The organism is Streptosporangium sp. NPDC050284, from assembly GCF_044459525.1.
Taxonomy (GTDB): domain Bacteria; phylum Actinomycetota; class Actinomycetes; order Streptosporangiales; family Streptosporangiaceae; genus Streptosporangium.
The window spans coordinates 97285-122393 of the sequence record NZ_JBITIZ010000014.1 but is presented as its reverse complement, the minus strand read 5'-3'; the positions used below and the strand labels follow the sequence as shown (position 1 = coordinate 122393).

21 protein-coding genes are annotated in these 25109 nt (G+C 69.5%); 11 read left to right on the top strand and 10 right to left on the bottom strand.

Annotation, left to right across the window (positions count from 1 at the left end; genetic code table 11):
• Positions 1–71: 71 nt before the first annotated feature.
• Positions 72–2294, top strand: a complete 2223-nt coding sequence (locus tag ACIBH4_RS29250) for a molybdopterin cofactor-binding domain-containing protein (protein ID WP_362765204.1) — start codon at positions 72–74, stop codon at positions 2292–2294.
• A 50-nt stretch (positions 2295–2344) separates the two neighbouring features.
• On the opposite strand, the gene ACIBH4_RS29245 is transcribed toward ACIBH4_RS29250, so the two are convergent.
• Positions 2345–3406 (bottom strand): excalibur calcium-binding domain-containing protein, encoded by a 1062-nt coding sequence (locus ACIBH4_RS29245; RefSeq protein ID WP_362765207.1) that lies wholly within the window; start codon positions 3404–3406, stop codon positions 2345–2347.
• A 230-nt stretch (positions 3407–3636) separates the two neighbouring features.
• Complete coding sequence (locus ACIBH4_RS29240; RefSeq protein WP_362765210.1) at positions 3637–3984, bottom strand: hypothetical protein; 348 nt, start codon at positions 3982–3984, stop codon at positions 3637–3639.
• A gap of 468 nt (positions 3985–4452) precedes the next feature.
• On the opposite strand from ACIBH4_RS29240, the gene ald reads away from it, so the two are divergent.
• The gene (ald, locus tag ACIBH4_RS29235; RefSeq protein WP_362501970.1) at positions 4453–5571 is read left to right on the top strand and encodes an alanine dehydrogenase; all 1119 of its coding nucleotides are present in this window, start codon (positions 4453–4455) and stop codon (positions 5569–5571) included.
• 65 nt (positions 5572–5636) lie between these two features.
• Here the strand turns inward: ald and ACIBH4_RS29230 are convergent, their stop codons facing one another.
• Complete coding sequence (locus ACIBH4_RS29230; RefSeq protein WP_362501968.1) at positions 5637–6392, bottom strand: DUF3105 domain-containing protein; 756 nt, start codon at positions 6390–6392, stop codon at positions 5637–5639.
• A 122-nt stretch (positions 6393–6514) separates the two neighbouring features.
• Between ACIBH4_RS29230 and ACIBH4_RS29225 the strand changes: the two genes are divergently transcribed.
• A complete protein-coding gene (locus tag ACIBH4_RS29225) occupies positions 6515–7171 on the top strand; it encodes a DUF305 domain-containing protein (RefSeq protein WP_362501967.1) in 657 nt (218 codons plus the stop codon).
• Positions 7172–7245: 74 nt separating this feature from the next.
• Positions 7246–7545, top strand: a complete 300-nt coding sequence (locus ACIBH4_RS29220; protein ID WP_329092600.1) for a DUF3467 domain-containing protein — start codon at positions 7246–7248, stop codon at positions 7543–7545.
• Positions 7546–7606: 61 nt separating this feature from the next.
• Here ACIBH4_RS29220 and ACIBH4_RS29215 read toward each other — a convergent pair whose 3' ends face one another.
• From ACIBH4_RS29215 to ACIBH4_RS29205, 3 genes are read right to left on the bottom strand one after another with little or no spacing between them, the layout of a single operon-like run.
• Positions 7607–8680 (bottom strand): low specificity L-threonine aldolase, encoded by a 1074-nt coding sequence (locus ACIBH4_RS29215; protein WP_362501965.1) that lies wholly within the window; start codon positions 8678–8680, stop codon positions 7607–7609.
• The gene (locus ACIBH4_RS29210; RefSeq protein WP_362501963.1) at positions 8677–9342 is read right to left on the bottom strand and encodes an SDR family NAD(P)-dependent oxidoreductase; all 666 of its coding nucleotides are present in this window, start codon (positions 9340–9342) and stop codon (positions 8677–8679) included. Before ACIBH4_RS29210 ends, ACIBH4_RS29215 begins: the two co-directional genes overlap by 4 nt.
• On the bottom strand, positions 9339–11480 hold the full coding sequence (locus tag ACIBH4_RS29205) for a DUF6421 family protein (protein ID WP_362501961.1): 2142 nt from the start codon (positions 11478–11480) through the stop codon (positions 9339–9341). The genes ACIBH4_RS29210 and ACIBH4_RS29205 overlap by 4 nt, the downstream gene beginning before the upstream one ends.
• A 288-nt stretch (positions 11481–11768) precedes the next feature.
• Between ACIBH4_RS29205 and ACIBH4_RS29200 the strand changes: the two genes are divergently transcribed.
• The 6 genes from ACIBH4_RS29200 (at position 11769) to ACIBH4_RS29175 (ending at position 18550) form a co-directional block, all read left to right on the top strand.
• Positions 11769–11957, top strand: a complete 189-nt coding sequence (locus tag ACIBH4_RS29200; protein ID WP_362765213.1) for a TIR domain-containing protein — start codon at positions 11769–11771, stop codon at positions 11955–11957.
• A 20-nt stretch (positions 11958–11977) separates the two neighbouring features.
• A complete protein-coding gene (locus ACIBH4_RS29195; protein ID WP_362765216.1) occupies positions 11978–13492 on the top strand; it encodes a hypothetical protein in 1515 nt (504 codons plus the stop codon).
• A gap of 210 nt (positions 13493–13702) precedes the next feature.
• Positions 13703–14332, top strand: coding sequence for a hypothetical protein (locus ACIBH4_RS29190; protein ID WP_362501953.1), 630 nt, complete (start codon positions 13703–13705; stop codon positions 14330–14332).
• Positions 14333–15200: 868 nt separating this feature from the next.
• Complete coding sequence (locus ACIBH4_RS29185) at positions 15201–16580, top strand: hypothetical protein (RefSeq protein ID WP_362765218.1); 1380 nt, start codon at positions 15201–15203, stop codon at positions 16578–16580.
• Positions 16581–16788: 208 nt separating this feature from the next.
• Positions 16789–17502 carry an MBL fold metallo-hydrolase gene (locus tag ACIBH4_RS29180; RefSeq protein WP_362765221.1) on the top strand — a complete coding sequence of 238 codons (714 nt, stop codon included), beginning with the start codon at positions 16789–16791 and terminating at the stop codon, positions 17500–17502.
• Positions 17503–17656: 154 nt separating this feature from the next.
• Positions 17657–18550 (top strand): phosphotransferase, encoded by an 894-nt coding sequence (locus tag ACIBH4_RS29175; RefSeq protein ID WP_362501947.1) that lies wholly within the window; start codon positions 17657–17659, stop codon positions 18548–18550.
• A 174-nt stretch (positions 18551–18724) separates the two neighbouring features.
• Here ACIBH4_RS29175 and gdhA read toward each other — a convergent pair whose 3' ends face one another.
• Positions 18725–20065 (bottom strand): NADP-specific glutamate dehydrogenase, encoded by a 1341-nt coding sequence (gene gdhA, locus ACIBH4_RS29170; protein WP_362765224.1) that lies wholly within the window; start codon positions 20063–20065, stop codon positions 18725–18727.
• Between the two features lie 211 nt (positions 20066–20276).
• Here gdhA and ACIBH4_RS29165 point away from each other — a divergent pair, with 211 nt between their 5' ends.
• On the top strand, positions 20277–20981 hold the full coding sequence (locus tag ACIBH4_RS29165) for a hypothetical protein (protein ID WP_362501943.1): 705 nt from the start codon (positions 20277–20279) through the stop codon (positions 20979–20981).
• On the opposite strand, the gene ACIBH4_RS29160 is transcribed toward ACIBH4_RS29165, so the two are convergent.
• From ACIBH4_RS29160 to ACIBH4_RS29150, 3 genes are all read right to left on the bottom strand, one after another.
• The gene (locus tag ACIBH4_RS29160; protein WP_362501941.1) at positions 20921–21583 is read right to left on the bottom strand and encodes a response regulator transcription factor; all 663 of its coding nucleotides are present in this window, start codon (positions 21581–21583) and stop codon (positions 20921–20923) included. The two genes, ACIBH4_RS29165 and ACIBH4_RS29160, sit on opposite strands and share 61 nt — an antisense overlap.
• A gap of 182 nt (positions 21584–21765) precedes the next feature.
• Positions 21766–23355, bottom strand: a complete 1590-nt coding sequence (locus ACIBH4_RS29155; RefSeq protein WP_362765227.1) for a serine/threonine-protein kinase — start codon at positions 23353–23355, stop codon at positions 21766–21768.
• On the bottom strand, positions 23355–24947 hold the full coding sequence (locus tag ACIBH4_RS29150; protein WP_362501937.1) for a hypothetical protein: 1593 nt from the start codon (positions 24945–24947) through the stop codon (positions 23355–23357). Before ACIBH4_RS29150 ends, ACIBH4_RS29155 begins: the two co-directional genes overlap by 1 nt.
• Between the last annotated feature and the right edge of the window lie 162 nt (positions 24948–25109).

Below are 25109 nucleotides of genomic sequence, written 5' to 3'. Positions count from 1 at the left end.
CCAACGGTCACCCTCGGCGTTCCGTCGTGCCTGCCATGTCCTCTCCCGTACCCGGCTGATGTACTGCTGAGATGAGTGGCATCGAAACGCGGCGGCATCGCGGCGTCGGCGAGAGTGTCCTGCGTCCCGACGGGACGCTGAAGGTGACGGGCGAGTTCGCCTACTCCTCCGACCTGTACCTGGCGGACATGATCTGGGGGGTCACCCTGCGCAGCCCGCATCCGTCGGCGTGGATCCGCTCGATCGACATCGGCCCCGCGCTCGCCATGCCCGGTGTGTACGCGGTGCTCACCCACGAGGACGTCCCCGGCGCGAAGTTCTACGGCCTGGAGCACAGGGACCAGCCGGTGCTCGCCGTCGACCAGGTCCGCTACCAGGGCGAGCCGGTCGCGCTGGTCGCCGCCGACCACCCCGAGCGCGCCAGGCGGGCGGCCGAGGCCATCGTGGTGGAGTACGAGGTCCGCGAGGCCGTCACCGACCCGCGCCGGGCCGCCTTCGACGCCTCCTGCCCCTCGGTCCACGAGAGCGGCAACGTGCTGCGCCACCAGCCGGTCCGGGTCGGCTCCACCTTCGAGGCCCCGGTGGTCGTCACCGGCGAGTACGAGGTCGGCATGCAGGACCAGGCCTTTCTTGGCCCCGAGTCCGGCCTGGCCGTACCCGCCGAGGACGGCGGGGTGGACCTGTACATCGCCACGCAGTGGCTGCACTCCGACCGGGAGCAGATCGCGCCGTGCCTGGGGCTGCCCGAGGAGAAGGTGCGGCTCTCCCTGGCCGGGGTGGGCGGGGCGTTCGGCGCGCGCGAGGACCTGTCCATGCAGGTCCACGCGTGCATGCTGGCCCTGCGCACCGGCCGCCCCGTGAAGATCGTCTACAACCGCGAGGAGTCCTTCTACGGCCACGTCCACCGCCACCCCGCCCGGATGCGCTACGAGCACGGCGCCACCCGCGACGGCAGGCTGCTGTATGTGCGGGCGGAGATCCTGCTGGACGGCGGCGCCTACTGTTCCACCTCTCCCGCGGTGGTCGGCAACGCGGCCTCCCTGGGGGTGGGGCCGTACGAGGTGGACAACGTCTGGATCGACGCCTACGGCGTCTACACCAACAACCCGCCCTGCGGCGCGATGCGCGGCTTCGGCGCGGTACAGGCGTGCTACGCGTACGAGTCGCAGATGGACCGGCTCGCCGAGGCGTGCGGGATCTCCCCGGTCGAGGTGAGGGTGCGCAACGCGGTCTCCCAGGGGTCGGTGCTGGCCACCGGACAGGTGATCGACTCCCCCGCGCCGCTCGCCGAGATGCTCAGGGAGCTCGACGCGATGCCGCTGCCCGCCGCGCCGGAGGTCACGGACTCACCGGATCTGCGGAGCCTGCCGGGCGGCGTCTCGCAGACCACGCGTGGCGAGGGGGTGCGGCGCGGTGTCGGGTACGGCGTGGGCATCAAGAACATCTGCTTCTCCGAGGGCTTCGACGACTACTCGACCGCGAGGGTGCGGGTGGAGTCGATCGGTGGCGAGCCGCACGTCCTGGTGCACACGGCGGCGGCCGAGGTGGGTCAGGGCCTGCTGATGGTCCAGGAGCAGATCGCGAGGACCGAGCTGGGGATCGACGCGGTGACGGTCGCGGGGGCGGACACCTCGGTCGGTTCCGCCGGGTCCTCGTCCGCCTCGCGCCAGTCCTACGTCACCGGAGGCGCGGTCAGGGCGGCCTGCGAGGCGGTGAGGGAACGGCTCGCGAAGCTGACGAGCGACGGGACGTCCCTGGTGGAGGCGCTGGAGCGGGCCGGCGCGGTGGAGGAGACGAGGGAGTACCGGCACCGGCCCACCTTCCCCCTGGACCCGCTCACCGGCCAGGGCGACTCGCACACCCAGCTCGCCCTGTGCGTCCACCGGGCCGTGGTGGACGTGGACGTGGAGCTCGGCCTGGTCAAGGTGGTCGAGCTGGCCGCCGTGCAGGACGTGGGCAAGATCATGAACCCGCTCGCGCTGGAGGGGCAGATCCACGGCGGCTCGGCCCAGGGGCTGGGACTGGCGCTCATGGAGGAGATCCAGGTCCGCGACGGGCTGGTGCTCAACCCCTCGTTCACCGACTACCTGATCCCCACCATCCTCGACATGCCGCCCATGCGGCTGTCGATCATGGAGAATCCCGACCCGAACGCTCCCTACGGGCTGCGCGGCGCGGGCGAGCCGCCCACGCTCTCGTCCACTCCCGCGGTGGCCGCCGCCGTACGGGCCGCCACCGGCCTGCGGCTGCCCCGGGTGCCCATCCGCCCCCACGACATCGCCCTGGAGGGATGACCGCCGAGGAGGGGGCCGCGTCGGCCGACGTCAGCCGACGCCGGCCGATCTCAGCCGGCGTCGCCCAACTCGCAGGCGACGCCGTCCTTGTCCCCGTCGATGTACCACTGGTACTCCTCGTGGACACCCCGGGTGTAGGGGCCGTACCCGTTCTCCCTCGCCGCCTTGCAGGTGGCGAACTTACGGTCGGTGCCCTCTCCGGACGTGTTCCCCGAGGTGCCCCCCGTGGTGTTCGCCGGGCGGTTCTGGTCGGTCCCGGTCCCCGAGGTCCCCGTTCCCGAGGTCCCCGAGGGGTTCGTGGCGGCCGGGTCTCCGTTGGCGTTCGCCGGCGGGGTCACGGGCTGGTTGCCGGTGGGGGTCACGGGCTGGTTCTGGTTTCCCTGCGGGGTCAGGGGCTGGTTCGCCGGAGGGGTCGCGCCCGGGTCGGCGGGCGGGGTGAAGACCGATCCGCTCGGCTGCGGGCCGTCCGACGGCTGCGGGACGACGTCGCCCGAGCCGAGCAGCTTGAGGACCATCGCGTCCGCCTGCTCCTTGGTGAAGGAGCCCGCGATGCTCAGGCTGTCGTCGGTGATCGTCTGGGCGACCCTGGGGGCCGCCACCACCTTCTGTCCCACGACGATCGCGATCTGCTGCCTGACCGGGTCGTCCGCGTTCACCGCCTCCGCGGTCAGGTCGTTGATCTGCTCGCGGAAGGCGGGCGCGAACGCGATCCTGACCGAGTAGGCGCCGCTCTTCTCCTGGATGGTCTCGATCTTCCGCACGGCGTTCACGGTGATCCCGGCGCCGAGCGAGTAGCAGTTCTGCCCGAGGTCGTCGGGATAGGTCTCGGCGACCGTGCAGGCTCCGGGCCTCAGCTCGGTCACCGGGGCGAAGTGAATGGGGTTCGCCAGCCGCCTGGGTGGTGTGCCACCGAGCGGCATGTCGGGGTTGCGGGTCATGAGCACCGCGACGGTGCCGAGCACGCCGGTGATCAGCACGACGACGACGAGGGTGGTCACCAGGATCGCGGTCGTGGCGCGGCTCGCCCTGGGCGCTCCCTCCGGCGGCTCTCCGGCCCGCTTCTCGCCGGTCCCCGGCGCGCCCGGGATCGGCCCGCCGGGTCCGGGCCTCACGGGGCCCCGAGTGGGGGGTTCCTTTCCTCCGGCGGGAGGCGGAAGGTCGGAACCGGGGCCGCCCGGCCCCCCGGGAACCGGGCCGCCCGGCTCTTTCACGGTCGGGTCCCCCGGATCGCCGGAGCCCTGCCCCATGGGAATCGTCTTCTCGAAGCCCGGGCCGCTCGGCCCTTGATCGCCGAACCTCGCACCGCCGGGACCCGGGTCGCCGAAGCCGGGGTCACCGGGCCTCACACCGTCGGCGCCAAAAGCAGCAAAACTTGAACGTTTAGCACTAAAAGCATCGAAATCAGAGCCGCCAGAACCACCGAAAGCATCGCCGTCGGAGCCACCCCTGCCAGAACCACCGAAAGCATCGAAGCCAGAGCCGCCAGAACCACCGAAGACGTCGCCATCGGGACCACTTCGGCGGGGATCACCGAGAGCGTCGACGTCGGAGCCACCCCGGCCGGGACCGCCAAAGGCATCGCCGTCAGGACCGACGCGGCCGTAACCACCGAAGGCGTCGAAGCCGGAACCGCCGGGGCCGTGATCAGAACCGGGAACAGGGCCCGGACCGCCGAGCCCCCGATCGCCACGCCCTGGGACGCCGAAGGCGGTGTGGCCGTCGGAGCCGTCCGAGGCGTCGGCGGCGTCGGCGGGGCCGTTGACCGGTTTGCCGGGGCCGCGGGCGTGACGTCCGGACGAGGCACCAGAACGCCCCGGCGGGGTGAAGGCGTCATAGGAGCCGGGCGAGGACCACGGTGCGTCAGGGGGGTCGTCAGACCCTCCTGGAGGCCCTTGCGGTACGGGCGGCTCACCCTGCCCCGCGTGCATCCCCATCGTCATATCCCCGTATTCCTCGCATCTGCTCGCGGCGAGCCTACCGACCGGTGCGGGGAGCCGGTAACCCCGCACGTCACGACACCCTCCGGGAGACCGAACGTCGGCGATTGCTGACGGAATGTCATCAACCCCGACCCCATTCCTGCCGCCTTGTGCGTGATGACGCTCTTTCGGGGAACGCACAGTGAATGTAGAGGACACGCGCCCACCCTGGAGGAGCCGTGAAGATCTCCGTTCCCCGCGAGGTCAAGAACCACGAATATCGCGTGGCGCTCACCCCCGCCGGGGCCCACGAGTTCATCCGGAACGGTCACGAGGTCTTCGTCGAGAAGGACGCCGGGGCAGGGTCCTCCATTCCCGACGCCGACTTCCAGAGCGTCGGCGCGACCATCCTGGACTCGGCCGACGAGGTGTGGGCCGCGGGCGAGCTGGTACTGAAGGTCAAGGAGCCGATCTCCGAGGAGTACCACCGGATGCGCAAGGGCCAGGTGCTCTTCACCTACCTGCATCTGGCCGCCTCGCAGGCGTGCACCCGGGCCATGCTGGAGACCGGGGTCACCGGCATCGCCTACGAGACCGTGCAGAACGCGAACGGCTCCCTGCCGCTGCTCGCCCCCATGTCGGAGGTGGCCGGGCGGCTCGCCCCTCAGGTGGGGGCGTACCACCTGATGCGCCCCGAGGGCGGGCGCGGCGTGCTGATGGGCGGGGTGTCGGGAGTGCACCCGGCCAGCGTGGTCGTGATCGGCGCCGGAGTCTCCGGCATGAACGCCGCGGTCATCGCGCTCGGCATGCAGGCGGAGGTGCTGCTGCTCGACCGCGACATCAACAGGCTCCGCCAGGCGGACATGATCTACAGGGGCCACTGCAGGACCATCGCCTCCTCCACGTACGAGATCGAACGGGCGGTGCTGAACGCGGACCTGGTCATCGGCGCGGTGCTGATCCCCGGGGCCAGGGCTCCCAAGCTGGTCGACAACGCGCTGGTCTCGCGGATGAGGCCGGGGTCGGTCCTGGTGGACATCTCCATCGACCAGGGCGGCTGCTTCGAGGACTCCCGGCCCACCACCCACACCGACCCGACCTACCGGGTGCACGGGTCGGTGTTCTACTGCGTGGCCAACATGCCGGGCGCGGTGCCGCACACCTCGACGTACGCGCTGACCAACGTGACCGTCCCCTACGCCCTCGCGATCGCCCAGCTGGGCTGGCGGGAGGCCCTTCGGAGAGATCCGGCGCTGGCCGCGGGCCTGAACACGCACGAGGGGCACCTGACCAACCGGCCCGTGGCCGAGGCTCACGGGCTGGAGGCGGTGCCCCTGGAACAGGTGCTGCGGACCTAGTCGCGGGCCCGGTGGGGCCGGTGCGCCTCGTCAGGACGGCGTCACCGGCGTCGAGACCGGCCGGATCAGGGCGCCGGGGTGGGGCTGGGAACCGGGGCGTCGGTGGCGGGGGCATCGGTCGCGGGAGCGTCCGTGGCCGGGGCGTCACTGGGAGCCGCGGACCCGTCGGGGGCGCCCGGCGGCTGGCTGGGCGCGGTCTCCGGGATGGGCGCCTCGGCGGTGGTGGTGCCCACGCCTCCGCTGCAGGACGCTCCGAGCTCGGGGGTGTCCGGGCCGTTCTTGTACTTGGTGATGAACCTGGGCAGACGCCCGTCGGTCGCGCTGTCCAGCTTGAGCTGGTTGTTCCAGGAGCTGGCCACGACCTTGGAGGGCAGGCCGGGGTACGGGCTCAGGAGCATGTAGTCCTTGGAGGCCAGTTCCCTCAGCTTGTCCACCTCGGCCTTGGGGAGGTCCGGCTGGTAGGTGATCCACACGGCGCCGTGCTCCATGGAGTGGACGGCGTTCTCGTTGTTGATCGGCTGCTCGTAGATGCCACAGTTCTGCCAGGCCGGGTTGTGCTCACCGCCCATCGGCGGGTTCTCCTTGTACGTCACCTTGGTCTGGGTGTGCTGGCTACCGGCGTACTTCGCGGTGGCGACGTTGTCCAGTGAGGTCGCGGCCCGCTCGTTGACCAGGTAGTAGGCGACGACCGCGACCAGCAGGACGACGACGGCACCTCCGGCACCCCACATGAGAAGCGCGGCCCTGCGCTCCTTGCGCCTCTGCTCATCGCGCATGCGGTTGAGGTGCTCGCGCCTCGCCTGCGCCTTTTCCTTGGTCATCAACCCTCCAGCCGGCAAACAACTTCGGGTCACCCTATGCCCTACCGGCGTATGTGGAGAATAAGGGGATGACAACGCGTGATACAGCGACGATTCCCGACAGTGGGTACGCTGGGCAGGTAATGGAAACCCCAGGTAAAGAGGGCGCGACGTCCAGGCGTGGTGGCGTGGTGGTCGGCGTGCTGCTCGGCTGCCTGGTCACGGCGGTCGTGTTGCTGCTCGCGATGGGCAGGACGGCCACTCCGACGGACGCCTCGGCGGAGGCGGGTTTCGCCCGCGACATGGCCGTTCACCACGCCCAGGCCGTCGAGATGTCCTTCATCGCCAGGGACGGCAGCCAGGACGACGCGTTGCGGCGCCTGGCCTACGACATCATCGTCACGCAGACGGCCCAGCGCGGCATCTTCACGGGCTGGCTGCAGCAGTGGGGCCTCACCCAGTCGGGTGATCGTCCCTCCATGGCGTGGATGGCCGGGCACGGTGGCGGCCACGCTGTAACACCGGACGCGCCCGCCGCGATGCCCGGTATGGCAAGTGAGGACGAGCTCAAAAAGCTCCGCGAGGCCACAGGCAAGGAGCAGGAGGTCCTCTTCCTCCAACTCATGATCCGTCATCACGAGGGCGGCGTGCAGATGGGCGAGGGTCTGCTGAAACTGTCCGACCGTGAAGAGGTGGCCACCATGGCACAGCACATCGTCGACGGTCAGACGGGCGAGATCGAGTTGATGACCGACATGTTGCGGCAGCGCGGCGCTCAGCGGCTGCCTTCCATCCTTTAGTGGCGTCGGCGCGTCCCTGTGCGGCCGGTTTCGGGCCAGGGCAGCATGGAGCCAACCTGGCCGGAGGAAAGAGAATGGTGAACGACGAGCCGGAGAACCGCCTGGAGGTGAGCATCTCCGCCGAGGTGGAAATGGGGCAGTACGCCAACTTCGCCTCTGTGTGGCACACCCAGGATGGCTTCGTCCTGGACTTCGCGGTGATCACCAGACCGCCCCAGCTGGCCAACGACCCCTCCTCCGGGCAGCACTTCGTGAGCGTGCCGACCCGGATCGTGAGCCGGATCCGCATCCCCCCGAGCCAGGTCTTCGAGCTGATGAAGGCCCTCGAACAGCAGCTGACCGCGTACGAGCACGAGACGGGTCACAAGAACTGAGGCCCGGCGGGGGTTTCGGCCCTTTGGAAGGGGTCCCCGCGCCGGGCCTTCACGACGCTCCTCACGACCGATCTTGGCTCGGACGTAGCTCCTGCGCCACGGCGGCGGCGAACGCGTCCACGTCGGCCTCGGTGGTGTCGAACGCGGTCATCCAGCGGACCTCGCCGGTGGCCTCGTTCCAGGTGTAGAACCGGAAACGCTTCTGCAGGCGCTCGGTCACGTCCGCCGGCAGGATCGCGAAGACCGCGTTGGCCTGCACCGGGCGCGGGATCTCCACCCCCGGCACGTCCCGCACGGCGTCGGCGAGCCGCCGGGCCATCGCGTTGGCGTTGCGGGCGTTGCGCAGCCACAGGTCGCCCGCGAGCAGCGCCTCGAACTGCACCGCGACGAACCGCATCTTGGAGGCGAGCTGCATCGCGCTCTTGCGCAGGTAGCGCAGGCCGCGCACGGCGTCGGGGTTGAGCACCACGACGGCCTCGCCGAACATCAGACCGGCCTTGGTGCCGCCGAAGGACAGCACGTCCACGCCCACGTCGGTGGTGAACGCGCGCAGCGGCACGTCCAGCGCGGCGGCGGCGTTGGTCGCACGGGCGCCGTCGAGGTGGACGAGCATGCCGAGGTCGTGGGCGTGGTCGCAGATCGCGCCGATCTCCTGGGGCGTGTAGAGCGTGCCCAGCTCGGTGGTCTGCGTGATCGACACCACCTTGGGCTGTGCCCGGTGCTCGTCGCCGAAGCCCCACGCCTGCCTGTCGATCAGCTCGGGGGTGAGCTTGCCGTCCGGGGTGGCGACCGGCAGCAGCTTGAGCCCCGCCGACCGCTCGGGGGCGCCGCCCTCGTCGGTGTGGATGTGCGCCGACTCCGCGCAGACCACCGCCTCCCAGTGGGCGGTCATCGAGCGGAGCGCGACCACGTTGGCGCCGGTGCCGTTGAACATCGGCCACGCCTGAGCGGCGGGGCCGAAGTGCTTCTTGAAGACCTCCTGGAGCGCGGCGGTGTAGACGTCGTCGCCGTACGCGGTCTGGTGGCCCCCGTTGGCGAGCGCGATCGCCTGGAGGATCTCCGGGTGGACCCCGGCGTAGTTGTCGCTGGCGAAGCCCTTCACCAGCGGGTCGTGCCTGCGGATGGCGTCCGTCACGCGGTCCTCCCCTCCTGCCTCGCGTCGGCGGTGAGGTCGATCCTGGTGCCGTTGGCGTCGGTCTTCCACAGGTCGTCGATCGCCTCGGCGAGGTCGTCGACGTCGGTGAAGCCGGGGAACGTCCGCTCGGGGCTCGCCGCGCGCATGCCCTCGTGCACGAGCGCCTTGACGACCAGGATGTTCGCGGTGGAGGCGGTGCCCTCCAGGGCGTCGGCGAAGGCGAGGGTCCAGGCCTCGGAGGCGGCCTTCGCCGTGCCGTACGCCGCGTTGCCCTGGGTGGGGCGCTCGGCCGCCTTCGCGGAGACGATGGCGAACCGGCCGCGCTCACTCGCCCTGAGCAGCGGCTCGAAGGCGAGCGTGACGTGCTGGAGGGTACGGATCAGCAGGTCGTGCAGGAGCTCCCAGTCGTCCAGCGACGTCTCGGCGAAGGTCTTGGACCCGCGCCAGCCGCCGACCAGGTGCACGATCCCGTCCACCCTGCCGTGTTCCGCCCGCACGTCCGCCGCGAGCCTCTGCACGGCGGCGGCGTCGAGCAGGTCGACCGCGAGGCACCCGTCGGCGCCGCTCTTGTCGACGCCGATCACCGTGTGACCCTCGCCGGTGAACCTGCGGACGACGGCCCGGCCGGCGGGGCCGCCCGCACCGGTGACAAGGATGATCATGCTCGGATCCCCTTCGTGGAGTCGACGACATCGCCGAGCTTACGGCGCAGGGCCTCGTAGAACATGCTCAGCGGGAACTCGTCGGGCAGCACCGCGTCCACCACGGCCTTGGGAAATCCCTCGACGGGCAGGGCGTCGGCCCCGCCGGCCCAGACCGAGGCGGGGTTCGGCGCGACGTAGGTGGCGACCAGCTGGTGGGCGGCGAGCCAGTGGGCGAGCTTGGAGCGGTCGATGCCGTCCCTGTAGAGCTTCTCGACCTCGCCCCGCAGGTCCGCGACCCCCTCGGCGAGCCGGTCCCAGTCGACGCTGAGCCGGTTGTCGGTCCAGCGGACGACGTCGTTGCGGTGCAGGTAGGAGAAGAGCAGCTGCCCGCCCAGGCCGTCGTAGTTGCGGACCCGGTTACCGGTGATCGGGAAGCGGAACAGCCGGTCGAACAGGATCGCGAGCTGGACGTAGCGGGCGTGCGGCACGCCTTCGCGCTCCAGCTTCACGGCCTCGCCGAACGCGGTGAGGTCGCAGCGCAGCTCCTCCAGGGAGTAGAGCCAGTACGGCATGCGCTGCTTGATCATGAAGGGGTCGAACGGCAGGTCGCCGTGGCTGTGGGTACGGTCGTGGATGAGGTCCCAGAGCACGAAGGTGTCCTGGGCCAGCTCCTGCGACGCGATCAGCCTGGCCGCGTCCGGCGGCAGCGCGAGCTTCAGCGTGGCCGCGGCGGCACCGCTCACCACGCGGAACCTCGCGGCCTCCCGGTCGGCGAAGATCCCGCCCCAGGTGAAGCGGGCCGGGGTCTCGCGGACCGCGACGGTCTCGGGGAAGAGCACCGCGGAGTTGGTGTCGTACCCGGAGGTGAAGTCCTCGAAGGCGATCGGCACGAACATCGGGTTGTCGTAGCGAGTCCGCTCCAGCTCGGCCAGCCATTCGGGCCAGATCGTACGGATCCACACGGCCTCGATGTGGCGGAAGGTGGTGCCGTTCTGGGTGTACATCGGGAAGACGACCAGGTGCTCCAGCCCGTCCACCCGCTGGGTGTCGGGGTGGAAGGCGTCGAGCGCGTCGAGGAAGTCGGGGACGCCCAGCCCCTGGTCGACCCACTTGCCGAAGTCGGCGACGACGGCGGCCAGGTAGGCGGCGTCGTGCGGGAAGCGCGGCGCGAGCCGCTCGACGTGTCCGACGATCTTCGAGACCAGCTCGGTGGCCCGCTCCCGGTCGCTCTCCTCCTGGATCGAGCCGTCCTTGGCCTGCAGCGGCCTGATCGCCTCGACGGCTTCCTTGAGTCCCTGGAACTCGGCGCGGGCCTCGGAGTCCTCCACGGCCTCGGACCTCCCGGCGGCCGAGCCCTTGGCGGCGGGGTTCTTGACGGCGGAGCTCTTGACGGCGGGGACGCGGGCGGCCCAGGTGACGAGGTTGCCCCAGAGCACGGCGTGGTCGTAGTCGCCGATCGAGTCGTCACCGAACAGGTCGGAGTCGGCGACCACCACGACGCGGCCCTCCCCGTGCCGTACGGCCACCGCCAGCGGGCGGTTCGCGGGGGTCGCGGTGGGCGAGGTGGCGAACAGGACGGTCGCGTGGTCGGAGACGGTGAGCGTCCCCGCCCGGTAGAAGCAGGCGCGGCGCGCCCCGGCGAGCAGGTCCTGCCCGCTTCGAGAGTCGTGCGAGGCGTTCCGGGGGGTGCCCAGGACCCAGGAGGCCACGCCGTTGTGTGCGCTCCCGGGGTCCCGGACGAGGGTGTGCTCGACGCCCACGCCGAAGCGCGCGAGCAGCTCGGTGAGGTTGCTGCCGTACTTCTCCTGCTCGTACTCGGCCAGCACGACGAGCCCGCCGCCGTCGCGGACGTACTCCTCGATCGCGTCGAGCTCCTCGACGGGGAGGACCGGGCTGCCCAGCCCGGTGGTGTGCTCCCACCGGTCGGCGGAGGGATGCGCGATCACCAGTACGTCCCGCGCGCTCAGCAGGCCAGGGGTGAGCGGCCCCTCGACGTGCGCGTCCACGGAGTGGCCCAGCCCGCGCAGCAGCCCGGCCGCACGGGCGTAGCTGCTGTCGTCGGGGTGGCCGGGATTCATCGTCTCGGCCACATCCCGCCGGATGGTCCACGACTCGCTGTGTGCCTCGTCGAACAGTACGCGCGGGAAAGCTGACACGATAAATCCTCCTTCAGGTGAGAGTGGATAACGGAAAATATACACAACATATGCCCATTTTCGTGCATCCCTTACGGGACAGGAGGTTGGAAGATCGAATCCCTACGGGAAGGGCGAGAGGGAGGCCGGCCGGTGAGTCGGTCGATACGAACAGTGACCATCTGTGGCGGCTCCCGGCCATGGAAACGCCTCGCGCAATAGCCTGATCGCATGGACATCGCGGACCTGGCGGTCGCCGTGATCGGTGCCGTGGCGAGCATCGCGGGCGCCTAATTCGCCTGGATCTCCGTGAGAAGAGAGGTCTCCAGAAGGCGTGCCTCCCGCACCCCGATCTCCCCGGCACCCTCCCCCCGAAGCGGTGGCACGACGACCTACGACGTGTTCGTCTCCTACTCGCACGACGACGCCGACATCGTCGCCCACCTGGCCGGGCGGCTGGAACGACGCGGCATCCGGGTGGCCTGGCTCGGGGGCTGACGGCGGCCGGGGTGCCCGGCGTGCTGGCGATGACCGCCTCGGTCACCGACCCGTACGCCATCGCCCTGGCCGGGCAGCTCTACTACGAGCTGGCGGTTCGGGACGTCCCCGAGGTGCTGCCCGCGTTCTGCGACGCGCGTCGGCGGCTGGAGGAGGAGCGGCGGCGACTGCCCCCGGACAGCCTGGGCGCCTCGCTCGTGGAGTGGGCCACTCCCGCGCTGTTCCAGCGTGGCCCGTCGATCTCGCTGTACGACGCCGCCGACGGGTTCGAGGCGGGCCTGGTGGTCTCGGCGGTCAGTCAGACCAGCCCTGACCAGCTCCTCGAGGAGATCGGCCGCACCCTGCTGACGGCCTTCACCGACGAGCGGATCCGTCACCTGGCACTCACCGTACGAGAGCCTCGGTACGAACGAGTGGGCCGACCGGCTCCAGTCACTCGGGTGGCTCCTCGTCCAGGTGCCGGTGACCCTGCTGCTGGACAACTTCGAGGACAATCTGTCGCACGACGGCACCGGATGGACGGTCCTCAACGAGGAACTGGCCGGGTTCCTGACCGCCTGGATCCGTCTGCGAGGCAGGCACAAGCTGCTGATCACCAGCCGCCACCCCTTCCCCTCCCCAAACGCGCCGAACGTCGTCTGCACGTCCACCACCTCGGTCCGCTCTCCCTCTCCGAGGCCCGCAAGCTGATGTGGCGACTGCCCGGACTGGACGCGCTGCCGGTCGCCGAGCGACAGCGGGCCTGGTTCGACGTAGGCGGTCATCCCCGCACGCTGGAATACCTGGACGCCCTGCTCCGGGGTGGCCGGGCCCGCTTCGACGATGTCCGCGAACGTCTGGAGGACCTCCTCGACCGGCGTGGCATTCCCGATCCCGGGGAGTGGTTGCGTGCCGCCGGTTCGGGGTTGGACGCGGCGTTGGCGGAGGCGGTGACGTTGGCGGTGGACGACACGTTGCTGGGTGAGCTGGTGGGTTCGCTGGACGATCTGTCGCGTGCGCTGCTGGTTGGAGCGTCGGCGTTTCGGGTGGCGGTGGATCGGGTGGGGGTGACCTGGCCGGTCTCGACTCCGGTGCCGGAGGATCCGGAGCGGCTGGATGAGCTGCTGCGGCGGGCGTGGGAGAGGAATCCGCGGGCCGGGGTGGAGGATCTGGGGCTGGCGGAGGAGGAGCTGGAGCAGGCGCGAGAGGACATGGCGCAGGAGCGCGGGGAGTTCGAGCGGGCACTGGAGCACTACCACCGGGCCCTCACCATCAACCAGGAACTCGGCAACCGCGCGGGCATGGCCGGCGGCTACGGCCAGATCAGTATCTTGTACACCAAGACGGGCAGGGCCGCCGAGGCCGTGGCCTTCACCGTGCGCGGCCTGCTCATCTGTGCCGAACTCCGGTCACCCGAGATCAGGATCGATCTGTACTGGCTCGGACGGCAGCGCGAGGCCCTCGGCGAGGCCGAGTTCCGGCGCCTTCTCGCCGAACACCTGGACGCCCAGGCCGTCGACACCGTCATCGGCTGGCTCGACCAGTCCAACGAGTGATCCTTCACCGGACGGCGAAGCCGGGCCGGTCCAGGCGGTGCTCCGCAGGCCGCCTCCTCTCGCGTACGCGTCCCGCCGGCACATGAACCGAGCATGGTCGGCGTGGGCTGAGCGGCCGACCTCACCTCACGTAGCGTGTTTAATCAACCACAAAGGGTACAAAAGGGATGAAGGTCACAAAGATGCCGTGAGCGTTCTCCAGGGGGGAAGATGCCTGTACGGAGTGCCCGATCCGTTGCCGTTCCGGCAGCGGCACTGCTGGCCGTGACACTGCTCGTCGGCGGCTGCGGCGGCGGTCAGTCGACCGCCGTGAAACCGGAAGCCGCCGCGGCCACGACGCCCGCGGCCGTTCCGCCCGCCGCGGGCGCCCCGCCCGCCGCCGACCTCTCCGGGGAGGACACCGCCCAGGAGTACACCGCGGAGGAGTGCCCCGTCGGCGTCAACGCCAAGAGGTTCGCCAAGACCCGCTTCGCGCTGCACGCGGGCCTCGCACTGGGCGCCTTCTACCGCTACATCTACAAACCGCTGCAGAGCGGCGGTTTCAAGGCCGGAGCGGAGAAACGGAAGCGGACCTTCGCCAAGGCCGCCGTCGCCGGTCTCTTCACCCTTCACGAACTGAAGGTGGCCCGGCGCTTCGCCCTGGCCAACCCGACGCTGTGCAAGGGCGTCAAGGCGGTCACCGACAGCTTCGGCACCCTGACCGCCAAGCTGAAGAACGGCACCGCCACCGAGGCCGACCTCCAGGCCGGCAAGGACTCCTTCAACAACCTCCGGCAGAACGCCACGCAGCACGGCTACGACTTCAAGGAGAAGACCGCCGTCGTCCCCGGCGCGGGCTGAGGGCACATCCGGTCGGCAGGTCCTGGGACACAGGGCCTGCCCCGGCCGGCACACCGCCGATCCTCCGGCGAACGGCGCCACCCTCGCGCGGACGGCTTTCCCGCACCCCGGCATCCGGTCGCCACCGACGGTGAACGCGACGGACCCATCCCCACGGCAGCCGGTGAGCGCCCGACCAGGGCCGGTCGGCGAGCGCGGCGATCGGCGGCACGATTTCTCGCCCCGGCGCCCCGTATCGTCACCGCCCCCGGCTCGACGAGATCGCGCGTTCGACGGGGTGAGCAACGGCGAACGCGCCGTCGGTAACCGCACCCCTCACGGTCCCCGCCTTTTCAACTTCGGGCACTTACGTCCTGACGCCCAGCAGTAACAAAACAGGGAGTCATTGCGAAATCGAGCCGAAACAGGCGCTGTTTACCTTTGCCTGGCCCGATGATTCCAAGGTAAAGAGGTGAGGCGGTCATCGACCGCATACATTCAGGACACATTTCTTCGGAATGGGATTCGAGGCTCGTGAAGGCCGACGGCACCCGGCCACCGGTCGCATGAGCGGCTTTTGATCCGACCCACCCGACCCCCGCCACCAAGGCCGGGGGCTCGACGGTTGGACCAGCGCCCCTCAGCCCTTCCCCTGCCATCACCGCTGCTCATAGAGCTGCTCTCAACATCGGGCGGAACCCGGGCTCGCGTGAGATCCGTTCCTGGCCGCGTTTCACGGCCCAGTTGGAAGGATCACGTTCAGGGCCGGTGCCGCCGACCGAATCATGCTTACCGATATACCGCCGAGAACACATCCGGAATTCTCGGGAACCCACCATGAGCATTTACGGGTTCACGGCACGGTAAACTCCTGGAGGAAAATCCTTTGTTGGCACGGTTCAAGCGATTCATGTCCGCGCTGGTCGTAGTCGTGCTTGTCGTCCTGATGGCGGATACGGCACACGCCGACTTCAATCCCATCGGCTCCGAACCTTATGTCCCCTACGCCCAACCGGCGGACGCGGACATTCCCCGGCGAGGCTGCGCCACCACGCTGTCCAACCCCGGGAACGCCGCGGGGAGTATCCCCGCGGTCCAGGTGATCTACGCCTGGCACGAGGAGTCCGGGAACCGCTACGACGACTTCGTCGAGAGGATCGCCAAGATCGTCGACCGGGTGGACTGGTCACTGGACGAGTCCACGAACTACGACCAGCATGTCAATCTGAGCTGCCGGACCGGCTACGGCACCGGCAGCTACGCGGACTACGCGCGCGCCCTCGTGGTGCCGGAGAAGATCGAGAACGGGGTGATCGGCGGCGAGACCACCGCGGACGTCATCGAGGACGACCTGGTGGCGGCGGGTTACGACCACACCAACCGTACCTACATGGTGTTCGAGGACTTCGACGGGACGGCGCAGGCCTTCTGCGAAGTCCTGTGCGTCGCGGCGACCGACGAGTGGGACAGCGCGACCATGCTGCACGAGTTCATCCACCTGTTCGACGTCGACCACGCCAAGGTCACCGAGACGGTCCTCCATGAGGACACCGACGTCATGTCCACCCAGTGGCACACCTGGCAGGTGGACCAGGAGTTCAACAACTACTACGACCCGAGCGAGACCACGGCAACGTTCTACACGAGCTCCCATCCGCACCCGCGCAAGGCCAACCTCGCCACCTGGTCGATGCTCACCCCGCCGCTCTGCTGCGACATCGGGTACAGCAACGACCTGCTGACCGCGCAGGAACGCACGATCGAGGCGGACGCGCCCTATGGGTTCCCCACGGGCTTCACCATCTCCGGCGGCGGATGGATTCAGGTCACCCCACCTGCGACGGACCAGCAGGTGTCGGCCCGCTACTACGACGGCCGACGGTCCTTGACCGTGAACGTCCAGTCGTGGGCCGAGGGGATCCTGTCGGTCACCCGCAGGCCCCAGGTGACGCCGGGGCAGCGGTACAGGTTCTTCGTCCGGCTGACGACCGCCACCTCCGGCGGCGTCAAGCTGAGGCTCTCCTGGTACAACGCGTCGAACGCGCTGATCTCGAACAGTGACAGCTCGCTCCACGCCCTGACGTCTGATTGGGCGGAGCGCAACGTCTCGGCGGTCGCACCGGCCGGCGCGGCCACCGTGCAGCTCTCGGTGGTGAGCCCGAACGGCCAGTCCTTCGCCTACGTGGTGGACAGCCTCCAACTCAACCATTGTGACAACACGCGGACCAGCGACGGATGCCGGCTGGACAGCGGCCTGCCCACCCCCTGACAGGTGTCCCGTTCGTCGTGTCGACCGGCTGATCCGCGCTCCCCACGAGCGCGGGATCGGCCGGTCCTCCCGGGCCGCGGCAAAAGGCCCCGTGATCGCGCCCCTTCGCATACGCCGCATTCGGCGGGCCGGGTAAATCTCGTCCCCCCGGCTCCGCCCTCGGTGAAAGGCATGGTCTCGTTCTCTCGCGCCCCCTTACGCTCACGGCATGGAGATCATTCAGCTGCTGCCGGAGCTTCACCTGCTTCGTTTCGAGGTCGGGCAGGCCTACCTCTGGAACGCCCCCGAGGCGCTGACGCTGATCGACACCGGCACGGTCGGCTCCGGAGCCGGGGTCGCGGAGGCGATCCGCGCTCTTGGCCGCGAGCCCGGTGACCTGCGAAACGTCGTCCTGACCCATTTCCACGAGGACCACACCGGTTCAGCGGCCGAGGTCGCCACCTGGGGTGAGGTGACGGTGATGGCGCACCGCCTGGAGGCGCCGATCATCCGGGGGGAGGCTCCCGGGCCACCGCCCGTCTTCACCGACGCGCCCGACTGGGAGCGCGACTTCTACGAGAACAAGCCGGCGCTGCCGGCCGCACCACCCTCGCGGGTGGATCGCGAGTTGGAGGACGGCGACGTGCTGGACTTCGGCGGCGGTGCGCGGGTGGTCGGCGTTCCCGGCCACACCGACGGGAGCGTCGCCGTCTACCTGCCCGGCCGTCGCGTCCTGTTCACCGGCGACGCCGTCGCGAGCGTGGACGGCTCCCCCATCCTCGGTGTGTTCAACACCGACCGTCCTCGCGCCGTCGAGTCTTTCCGCAGGCTCGCCGAGCTCGACGTCGAGACGGCCTGCTTCGGGCACGGCGACCCACTGACCGGACGGGCAGGAGAGGCGTCGAAGGCCCTGCGTACGGTGGCGGCCCAACTCCCGGCCTGAACACGGGTCACACCGGGAAACGGCTGTCTCGGGTTCGATACCGCTTCGGCAGACTCCCCGTTCCGGGCGCCTGCTCATGTGAGCCATCCCGGCGCGAGCCGAAAACTCGATCGGCGGGTGCCCGGTCTTTCGATGTGATCGGTAGGGTCGCGATATGTGGAGCCAGAACCACGACCGCGCTGACGACGCCCGTGACGCGGTGGCCGAGCACCTGCCCGGCTACCAGATCGAGGCCGTCACACCCTTCGGCGAGGGCGAGGACAACATCGCGTACCAGGTCAACGGCGAGTTGATCGTACGCTTCAGCAAGGAGCCGGATCCGGCGCGGCGCGCCACACTCGTGGCGCGCGAGGCCCGTCTGCTCGCCGCCGTCGCCGGCTTCTCACCGGTGCCCGTCCCCGAGCCGGAATTCACGGTCGCGGAACGGGGCTGTCTCGCCTACCGCAGGCTCCCTGGCCGGCCGCTGCTCGACCTGCCCCTGCCGAAGCGGCTGGCCCACGGCCCGTCGGTCGCCGCCACGCTCGGCGGTCTGCTCGCCGCCGCGCACACCGTTCCGGTGGATCAGCTGGCCGAGCTGGTGGAGGTGGACAACCCGCCGCCGTCCGAATGGCTGGACGAGGCGGCGGAGATCCATACCGCGATCGCCGAGGAGATCCCCGAGGCCCACCACCGGGCTGTGAAGGACTTCCTGGACACCCCTCCTCCGGCCGACGGTTGTGACCCGGTCTTCTCGCACAACGACCTGGGGATCGAGCACGTTCTCGTCGCCCCCGTCACGGGCGCGGTGACCGGCGTCATCGACTGGAGCGACGCCGCGATCGTCGACCCGGCCTACGACTTCGGCCTGCTGTACCGCGACCTCGGCCCCGCCGCCCTGGACGCCGCCCTCGGCACCTACCGAACGGGCGACCTCACCACCCTGCGCGAGCGCGCCGTCTTCTACGCCAGATGCAGCGTCTTCGAGGACCTGGCGTACGGCCTCGAAACCGGCCAGGACGCGTACATCGACAAATCCCTCACCGCTCTGGAGTGGCTCTTCACCTCGTAGGCGCCCCACTTCACGGTTTCGCTGGAGGACTTCCGTTCAGAACGCCACCGGCATCCCCGGGCAGGGAAAGCGGGCTCGGCGCCCAGGATCGCGAGGGGAGGCGGGCGGCAGTGTGCCGGTGACCGACGCCTTTGGCGGTCATCGGCAGACGTCTCAGACGTCTCGGCTCAGACCTCAGATCAGGCCGAGGGCGAGCATCGCGTCGGCGACGCGCTTGAAGCCGTCGATGTTGGCACCGGCCACGTAGTTGCCCGGCATGCCGTACTCCTCGGCGGTCTTCAGGCAGCGGCCGTGGATGTCCTGCATGATCTCCTGGAGGCGGCGCTCGGAGAACTCGAAGGTCCACGAGTCGCGGCTGGCGTTCTGCTGCATCTCCAGCGCGCTGGTGGCCACGCCGCCGGCGTTGGCGGCCTTGCCGGGGCCGAAGGAGACACCGGCCTCCTGGAAGATCCGGATGCCCTCCGGCGTGGTGGGCATGTTGGCGCCCTCACCGATCGCGATACAGCCGCCGCGCACCAGCGCCTCGGCGTCCTTGCCGGTGATCTCGTTCTGGGTGGCCGACGGCATCGCCACCTCGCACGGCACCTCCCAGATGCTCCGCCCCGCCACGAAGGACACCTCGCCGCGCCGCCTGGCGTAGGCGTCCATCCGCAGGTGCTCGATCTGCTTGATCTGCTTGAGCAGGTCGAGATCGATGCCCTTCTCGTCGATGACGTACCCCGAGGAGTCGGAACAGGCGACCACCGTACCGCCGAGCTGCTGCACCTTCTCGATCGCGTAGACGGCGACGTTGCCGGAGCCGGAGACGACGACGCGCTTGCCGTCGAAGGACGTGCCGCGGGCCTTGAGCATCTCCTCGACGAAGAAGGCGCAACCGTACCCGGTCGCCTCGGTGCGGACCTGCGCGCCGCCGTAGCTGAGCCCCTTGCCGGTGATCACCGCGGACTCGTACCGGTTGGTGATGCGCTTGTACTGGCCGAACAGGTAGCCGACCTCACGCTGGCCGACACCGATGTCCCCTGCCGGGACATCGGTGTACTCGCCGATGTGCCGGTAGAGCTCGGTCATGAAGCTCTGACAGAAGCGCATGATCTCGCGCTGGGAGCGGCCCTTGGGGTCGAAGTCGGAGCCGCCCTTGCCTCCGCCGATCGGCAGGCCGGTCAGTCCGTTCTTGAAGATCTGCTCGAAGCCGAGGAACTTGACGATGCCCAGGTAGACCGAGGGGTGGAAGCGCAGGCCGCCCTTGTAGGGGCCGAGCGCGCTGTTGAACTCGACCCGGAAACCGCGGTTGATGTGCACCTCGCCCTGGTCGTCCTCCCAGGGCACCCGGAAGATGATCTGCCGCTCCGGCTCGCAGATCCGCTCAATGATCTTGGATTCGGCGTATTCGGGGTGCTTGCCGAGAACCGGGCCGATGCTCTCCAGCACCTCACGAGCGGCCTGGTGGAACTCGATCTCCCCCGGGTTACGACGCAGGACGCTGTCGTAAATCGATTCAAGCTTCTCATGCAACATCGCTCATCTTTCTGGTCGCAAGTCCGCGCACTGTGGGCCAGACCTTGAGAGAGGCGGTTCTCACAACTCCCACCGCCCTACTGTGAGACCTTATTACCCCCTCACTACCCCACGAGAGGGACCCCGGATCAGCCTGGTGAGGGACGCCCCCGAGCGTACCCGCCACCTACCTTCCTGAGTGAGAGAAGCCCCGCACAGGCAGGAAAAGCCCATGTTTCACGACTCAGCCGACTTCCGGCGTGTCTCCTCAGGTGTGCTACTGATCGTCGCCCCGCTGCTCCAGGCGATCGCCGTCATCGTCGACCCCGGCACCTGGGGCGACGATCGCGAGGCGGTCAGCTTCGGGGACAACCCCGCCCTCGCCCAGGTCCAGTCGGTGATGTATCACTGGTCCTACCTGCTCATGGCCGTCGCGGCCCTCGGCCTGCTGCACGTGATGCGCCGCCGCGCGGTGGTCTTCGGCCACATCGTCGGCCCACTCACCATCATCGGCTACATCAGCCTGTCGGGCCTGCTCCTGACCGATCCGGTGGAGTGGTGGCTCGGGCAGCGCAACACCCCCGAGCAGACGCAGCGGATCCTCGACGAGATGCTGAACCTGCCCGGCGTCGTCTTCGGCTTCCAGATGCCCTGGCTGTTCTTCGCCGTCTTCGGCACGCCCGTCCTGCTGATCGGCGTCTGGCGGGCGGGATTCGCGCACTGGTGGGTGCCGCTCGTCGTCCTGATCGGCTACGGCGCCTCGCTGGTCGTCCCGTACGGTCCGGTGACCATCCCGATGTGGATCGCCCCCGCGGTCGCGCTGGGCTGGCTCGGCGTCAAGATGCTCCGGATGAGCCGCGAGGAGTGGATCTCCTACTACCCGACCGCCGCCCCCGGCCGGACCACACCCGACTCGTACGCGAACACCACCGCCTGAGCCCGGTCGCGCAGGTGAAGCTTCATCAGCACCCGCGCCACGTGGGTCTTGACCGTGGCCTCGCCGACGAAGAGCTCCCCCGCGATCTCGGCGTTGGTCAGGCCGCGCGCCAGGAAGCGCAGCACCTCCAGCTCGCGCGGGGTGAGGTCGGCCAGCTGCGGCGGAGGCGCGGGGTCGTGGCGTCCGGCGAAGGAGGCGATGACGCGGGTGGTGACGGCCGGGTCGAGCAGGGCGTCCCCGGCGACGACGACGCGGATCGCGTCCACGAGCTGCTCGGGCGGCGAGACCTTGAGCAGGAACCCGCTCGTCCCGGCCCGAAGCGCGGCGTAGAGGTTCTCGTCGGTGTCGAAGGTCGTCAGTATGACGACCTTCGGCGGGTCCTGCTGGCCCAGCAGTTGCCTCGCGGCGGTGATGCCGTCCATGCGCGGCATCGAGATGTCCATCAGCACGATGTCGGGCTTGGTACGGCGAGCCACGGCGAGGGCCTCGATCCCGTCGGCGGCCTCACCGACCACCTCAAGCCCGACCTCGCTCTCCACGACGAGCTTCAGCCCGGCGCGAACCATCGCCTGGTCGTCGGCGATCACGACGCGGATGTTCACTTCTCCTCCTTGAGGGCGGCTGGACACCTCGTTCCGGGGCCGAGCGATCGAACGGCCCGTACGCACCGGTACCGAAGGGGAAGGAGAGCCGCCCTGCGGGGAGACTAAAGCCTGGCGACCGTCTTGCCCATAGGACAAAACGCCCGGTCAAGCCGCTTACAAGTCGGGCACAAGTCAACGGGTCAGAACGCCGGGAACGAGACACTCCGCACGAACCTGTTGGCGACCGCGTCATCGCACCTGCCGGACGCGCAGAAGTAGATCAGGATGGCGGGCTCGTCATGCCGTTCGACGATCCAGCCGGTGAATTCGAGCTGACCGCCGCGCTGCGGGTCGGCGATCGTCCCCTGCAGGCGCGCGGCGTTCTGCCCGCCCACGCTCACCTGCACGACCTGGGAGAAGACGCTGACCGTTCCGGGGAGCGAGGACTGCAGGGTCTCCTGCAGCTGCTTGGCGCCGCCGAGCGGGTCGAGGGTGTCGAGGGTCTGCGCGTAGAGGCCGGTGGCGTCCTGCGGGGCGTCCTTGATGATCTCGTTCGCCGCGGCCCAGTCGGCGGTGACGGGTGTGGCGAACAGCGCGCGAAACTGCTCCACCTTCGGGGAGGCCACCACGAACACGTCGGCGTGCGGCTCAAGGGTCCAGGTCCCGGGGTGCTGGAAGGCGACCGGCACCGCGGAGGAGCCCGTGTACGCCACCCAGGTGTCGCCGCCGCGCAGGAACGCGGCGAGCACCGCCACCAGCGCGACGATCGCCGTGATCGCCACGGCCGCACCGATGAGAATGCCCTTTCCACCGGACGGGGGCCTCTTGGGCCCCGTCCGCTTCCCGGACACCTCGGTCGTCTCGGACGCCGTCGGCGACACCGTCGGCGACACCGTCGGCGACGTCGAGGCAGCCTGCGCGAGCTGGTACGGCTGCCCGGCGCCGCTGATCGCGTCACGCAACTCGGCGACGAACTGACCGCAGGTGTCGTAGCGCTGCTCGGGCGACTTGGCCAGGGCCCGCATCATCACACCGTCGACTTCGAGCGGCAGCTCGGGGCGGAGCGTGGTGAGCGGTGTGGGCGTCTCGGCGAGATGCGCCCACAGCAGGGCGATCTCGTTGTCGCGCTGGAAGGGCAGCCGCCCCGACAGGGCCTCGTAGACCACGCAGGCCAGGCCGTACTGGTCGCAGCGGCCGTCGATGTGCTCCTTGTTGATCTGCTCGGGCGACATGTAGCGGGGGGTGCCGATGAACTGGTTGGTCTGGGTCAGCCCGGAGATCGAGGTGCGGTGCTTGGTGATGCCGAAGTCGGTGAGGTAGGCGTGGTCGCCGTCGGTGTGACCGGCGATCAGGATGTTGGCGGGCTTGACGTCGCGGTGGACCAGGTCGTGGGCGTGCGCGGTGTCGAGTGCGGCGGCCACCTGGGTGAAGATCCGGCTGACCTGGCTGACCGGCATCGGCCCTCGGTCGTAGAAGAGTTTGCGCAGGTCGGGGCCGTCGACGTAACGCATCGCGATGTAGAGGGTGCCGTCGTCGGCGCTGTCGGCCTCGTAGATCGGGATGATGTTGGGGTGGTCGATGCTCGCGACCGTGCGCGACTCCAGCACGAAGCGCTGGCGGAACCTGTCGTCCTCGCCGAGAAGCGGATTGAGGATCTTCAGTGCCACCCTGCGGTTGAGCCTGGGGTCGATCGCGAGATAGACCACGGCCATGCCGCCCTTGCCGATGATGTCCTCTACCTGGTAGCCGGCCACTTCCCGGCCGATCAGCGCCCTGTCGTTCATGGACATCACGTCTTGGTCGGCTGGCCGCAGTAGCCGCAGAAGCTGTGGGCGGGGCCCAGCCGCATCCCGCAACCCGTGCAGTATTTCTGCACCACCGTCTCTCCGGGTTTCGTGCCCGGCGCCGTGCTGGACCCCGGGGCCGTGTTGTGACCGGGGTCGCGTGCCACCAGCACCGGCTGACCGGGGGTGGTGGAGGAGATCTTGGGCAGCGCCGGGAAGGATCGGCCGACGACGACCGTGGAGTCGGCCTGCTCGTCGAAGGCCGGTCGCGGCGGTATCGGTATCGGTGGCGAGGCCGGGACCGGGGGCCGGGTCTCCGCGGCCGGGCTCGGCTCAGGCTCGGGGTCGGGGTCCTGCGACCCACGGCGCCAGAGCAGGATCGCGATGACCAGCACGACGAGCACCAGCAGGCCGCCGCCGACGAGGAACGGCCACAGGGGCGTGCTCTTGGGCAGGTCGGTGGAGGCGGCCGCCCTCTTGGTGGCCTCGTCCTCCGCGGTGCCCCGCTTGGCCTGCGACGTCTTCAGGTGCGCCGCCGCCACGATGTGGCCGGGGTAGAGCTCAAGCACGCGCTGGAAGGCGGGGACGGCGTCGCCGTAGTAATGGGTGTGGAAGCGGGTCAGCGCCTGCTCGAAGGCGGCGTCGATCGAACCCCGGGCGGGCGCGACGTCCGCCTCGGCGAGGGCCTTGGTGATCTCACGGATGCCGATCATCCGGGCGTCCTTGCCGCCGCCGATCAGCAGGCCGACGACCTCGCCCTTCTTGTCCTCGATCACCGGGCCACCGAGCAGGCCCTTGTCGATCAGGGCTCCCAGCTTCTCCGGCTCGTTGACCTTGTTCTCCGGGTCCTTGAACTGCCGGCCGCTCTCCCCCGCGCCACCCGCCCGCAGGTGGGCGATGTCGACGGTCTCCGGCAGGTTCGCGGCGGGCCGCCCGGTGAATCCCGCGACCGCCACCGGCGAGCCTTCCTTGGCGGGCACCACGGCGGCGAGCGGGGCGGTGGGCAGGCCCGCGCTCCCGTCCGCGCGGCCGACGGGGCTCAGCACCGCGGGACTGTCGGGCTTGCCACCGACACGGACGATCTCCGCCTTGAATCCCTCCTTGTCGGGGGGAGAGATGTTGGGGAAGACCGTGATCTCGGTGGTGACGTCGATGATGCAGGTGGCGGTGGGCTGCTTGGGCGGGTAGCACTCCTGCAGGTGGTGGTCGAGCCGGTCGTCCTTCAGCCGGTGCCGCTCGAAGTCCTCGGGGATCTTGACCTTGTGGTGCGCGGCGAAAATCTTGTTGGCCGCGTAGATCCGGACGTCGCGGTCGGTCTTGACCACCCGGGTGAGGGTGACCATGCCCCCGTCGGGGTTGATCACGGTGCCGGTGCCGCTGCCGATCGGCACCTCGTAGGAACGCTCCACGTGGACCAGTTCACCGATGTGGTCGAGCAGCGTGATGTCGACCCGCGCCGTCGCCTCGATCCTGACCACCGCCGGGGTCACCAGGTCGGTGATCCCACTGGGATGCTCGTGAGCCAGGGCGGGAGCCACCCCGGCGATCGCCAAACAGAGCCCTCCGAGCACCGCCAGCGCCGAACCGAACCGCCGCATCGCCACTCCCTACAGGGGATAGGACCAGGGTCGCAAACAGGGGTGAATAAGTGAACCGTCCAGGCCCGTAGGACTTGACTTTCTTTCCGCCATCACCAGTAAAAGGCCATGAGCAGGGCATCGCCACCCCGCTTCGCCCATCCCGTCTTACGGCCTATCGTC